This is a genomic window from Methylobacterium sp. CCH5-D2 (assembly GCF_001556475.1).
In the GTDB taxonomy this organism is placed as follows: Bacteria; Pseudomonadota; Alphaproteobacteria; order Rhizobiales; family Beijerinckiaceae; genus Methylobacterium; species Methylobacterium hispanicum.
In genome coordinates this window covers 1-3,881 of the sequence record NZ_LSIX01000380.1, presented here as the reverse complement: position 1 = coordinate 3,881, position 3,881 = coordinate 1, and the positions used below count along the sequence as shown (strand labels likewise).

Here is a 3,881-nt window from a genome sequence, read left to right as displayed (position 1 = left end):
CAGCATGCGCCGGGTCAGGGCGGCCCCGCGCTGAGCCCCTGCCAGCGCCGTGTCGGCGAGCCGGGCGAGTTCCGGGTCGAGCCCGGGGCGGCGCCTGAGCACGCCGAGGTTGGTGAGCACCACGGTCAGCACGTCGTTGAAATCGTGGACGATGCCGTCGGTGACGCGGCGCAGGACATGGCTGCGGCGGCGCTCGTTCAGGCCAACCGGCGTGTCGGCAGCCGCCCCGAATTCGCGGCTGAGCGCGTGCACGCAGGCGCGCCCCGCCGCGTCGGTGCCGCGCAGGAAGCGCACCAGCACGCGCGCGCCGGCCCCGCCGGCGTCCGGCCGGGTGCGCAGCACCGCGTCGTGCGGGCCGTCGGCGGCGAGCGCCGCCCGCAGGGTCAGGTCGAGGAGGGCGTGGTCGGCGGGCTCGAACCGGGCCGCCAGATCGGTGAGGTCGGCCGCCCGGTCGGCGGGCGCCCCGGCCTCGTCCGGGTCCGACCAGATCACCTGCCGGGTCTCGGGATCGATCTCCCAGCAGGTCCAGCCCGACATCGCCTCGAAGGTGTGCAGCCGGCCGCGCACGCGGTCGAGCCCGGAATCGGCGCGGGCGAGCCGCGTGTCGGCGTTGCGGCCCCGGTCGTGCAGCGAGCCGGTCAGGGCCGCGATCTCGCGCACCGCCGAGGCGGGCGCCTCGCCCCCCGCGGACCCGTCCGCGAGGCGCTGCAGGGGGCGGGCGGCGCGGCCGCCGAGCATCCAGCCGAGGGCGGCGGCCGCGAGCACGAGGGCGAGGCCGAGGCCCAGCACGCGCCCGTCCGGCCCCGTGCCGGCCCGGCTCGCCGCCGACGCGTAGCCCGTCACCAGCCAGCCCGGGTTGGCGAGGTCCCGTCCGCCCCGTGTCGGCGCCGCGGCGTGCGGGCGCGGGTCGTCGGCGGCCGGCGGGGTGCCGGCGAGCGCGCGGCCGTCGGCGGCCGTCACCGTGAAGGCGAGGTCTGCGGGCAGCGCGAGGGCACGGCGCACGCGGGCCCCGATCTCGTCGAAGAGGGCCGGCGCCGCCCGGAGCTGGAGACGGTCGGACCGGCCGGGGGCGCCTAGCGCCAGCGCGACCGTGAACGCCGCGTCCGCCTCGGGCCCCGCCACGACGGCCTCGGCGTTGCGCGCCCGCGCGAACCACGGCTCGCGCGCCACGCTGGTGCCGAGGCGGCGCGGTTCGCCCGCGGCCCGCACCGTGCCGTCCGGGCCGATCAGGACCGCGTCGCGGTAGCGCGGGTTGAGGGCGAGCCAGTCCCGCACGAGGTCCGCGCGCGCCGCGTCGGCGAGATCGGGATCGTCGGGACGCAGCAGCAGCGCGACGTTGCGCGCGTCCGCGACCGCGCCGGTCAGCGCCTCGTCCACGGCCTCGGCGAAGCTGCGTGACGCCTCGGGAATCCCGCGCAGGCCCGGATCCGGATCGATGCGCGGCGCGGGGAGGCCGCCGCCCAGGCAGGCGAGCGCGAAGGCCGCCGCCGCGATGCCGGCGAGCTGGGCCGCGTTCAGGACCTTGAGCGGGATCCGGACGGAGTCCAGCATGCGGGGGCACCGGCACGGTTTGCTGAGGGAAGGCCCTCGGGCTTCCGTAGCTCCCACGAGGCGGCCAAGCCGCTTAAGGGCGGGTTAACACCATCGGCAGGGCGCGACAAAATACCTCTTCAGGTTGTGATTTTCTATTCTATTACTCGCAAAACGAGCATCCGACCGCGTTGCTGCACCGCACGGTCAGCGGGCGGGACAGGCCGGCATTAAAGTAGTTTTCACGACGCGCGGCTCATATCGCGAGATCAATCCTTTACGGCGGCGCCGAAAACACATCCCCCCTCCGGCCAAGCCAGCCCGACCATGCGCAGGGTGCACGGTACAGGATCGTACGCAGCTCGGCCCGCGTCTTCCGGAGGAGACAGAAAATATGTTCCCTGAGCGACAAAGCGACATAATCTGGTGATGAGGGGATTCCTGAACTTGGAGCGGCTGGCGTGATGTGGGCGGTGCGGTGGCTGGCCTGGATGGGGGTGACGGCGGCCGGCCTCGTCCTGCTGAGCCAGCCTGTCGGCACGCAGAACCAGCTCGCCATGAGCCTCGCCGCGATGGCGGCGATGATCGGGCTCTGGCTCTTCCTGGATGGGCCGCGCAGCCGCTTCGTCTTCCTGGCGATGGGGAGCCTGGTGGTGCTGCGCTACATCCTGTGGCGCGTCACCGACACCCTGCCCTCGCCGGGCGACCCGGTCAGCTTCGGCTTCGGGCTGCTGCTGCTGATCGGCGAATTGTACTGCGTCTTCATCCTCTTCGTGAGCCTGATCATCAATGCCGAGCCGCTCCGGCGCCGGCCGCCGCCGGCCGCGGCGGCCGCGGATCTGCCCGCCGTCGACGTCTTCGTGCCGAGCTACAACGAGGACGCCGCGATCCTGGCGATGACCCTCGCGGCCGCGCGGCAGATGAACTACCCGCCCGACAAGCTCACCGTCTGGCTGCTCGACGACGGCGGCACCGACCAGAAATGCGCCGACCCGACGCCCGAGAAGGCCGCCGCCGCCCGCGCCCGCCGGGCCGAATTGCAGGCGCTCTGCGCCGACCTCGGCTGCCGCTACCTGACCCGGGCGCGCAACGAGCACGCCAAGGCCGGCAACCTCAACAACGGGCTGGCCCACGCGCGGGGCGCGATCGTGGTGGTGCTCGACGCCGACCACGTGCCCTTCCGCTCGTTCCTGGCCGAGACGGTCGGCTACTTCGCCGAGGACCCGAAGCTGTTCCTCGTCCAGACCCCGCACGCCTTCCTCAACCCGGACCCGATCGAGCGGAACCTGCGCACCTTCGCGCGCATGCCCTCCGAGAACGAGATGTTCTACTCGGTGACGCAAGCCGGGCTCGACAAGTGGAACGGCTCATTCTTCTGCGGCTCGGCGGCGCTCCTGCGCCGCACGGCGCTCGACGAGGCCGGGGGCTTCTCCGGCATCACCATCACGGAGGATTGCGAGACCGCCTTCGAGCTGCATTCGCGCGGCTGGACCAGCGCCTACGTGGACACCCCGCTGATCGCGGGCCTGCAGCCCGACACGCTCGCCGACTTCATCGGCCAGCGCTCGCGCTGGTGCCAGGGCATGTTCCAGATCCTGCTCCTGAAGAACCCGGCCTTCCAGCGGGGTCTGAAGCCGATCCAGAAGATCGCCTACCTGTCGAGCATGACCTTCTGGTTCTTCCCCGTGCCGCGGCTGATCTTCATGTTCGCGCCGCTGTTGCACATCTTTTTCGACCTGAAGATCTTCGTGGCGAGCGTGGACGAATCGATCGCCTATACGGCGACCTACATCGTCATCAACCTGATGATGCAGAACTACGTCTACGGCAAGTTCCGCTGGCCCTTCGTCTCGGAGCTGTACGAGTACGTCCAGGGCCTCTACCTGTCGAAGGCGATCGTCTCGGTGATCTGGTCGCCGAGGAAGCCCACCTTCAACGTCACCAACAAGGGCGCGACGCTCGATCACGACCACCTCTCGTCGCTCGCCGGCCCCTTCTTCGCGGTCTACGCGCTGCTCGCGACCGGCTGCGCGGTGGCGGCCTACCGCTACCTGTTCGAGCCGGGGGTGACGAACCTGATGCTGGTCGTCGGCCTGTGGAACCTCTTCAACCTGCTGACCGCGGGCGCCGCCCTCGGGGTCTGCGCCGAGCGGCGGCAGCTGGAGCGCATGCCCTCGCTGCCGATCGATCGGCGCGGACACCTCACGCTCGGGGGCCGGGCCGTGGACGTGGCGGTGGAGCGCGTCTCGGCGGAGGGCTGCACCGTGCGGATGCCGGCGGCCGCGCTCGGCCCGGGGGCCGGCCACCGGCCGCTGCCCGGGACGCTGGCGGTCGTGCCGGTCGCGGGCGCG

Annotated in this window: 1 protein-coding gene and 1 pseudogene; one reads left to right on the top strand and one right to left on the bottom strand. The window is 72.2% G+C overall.

From position 1 onward, the window contains the following. Window positions 1-1,551 (bottom strand): annotated as a pseudogene (locus AX737_RS09730) (response regulator); the annotation flags it as partial. A gap of 443 nt (window positions 1,552-1,994) precedes the next feature. Between AX737_RS09730 and bcsA the strand changes: the two are divergent. Beyond that, on the top strand, window positions 1,995-3,881 hold a 1,887-nt coding region (gene bcsA, locus AX737_RS09725; RefSeq protein WP_066920929.1), incomplete at its 3' end, for a UDP-forming cellulose synthase catalytic subunit.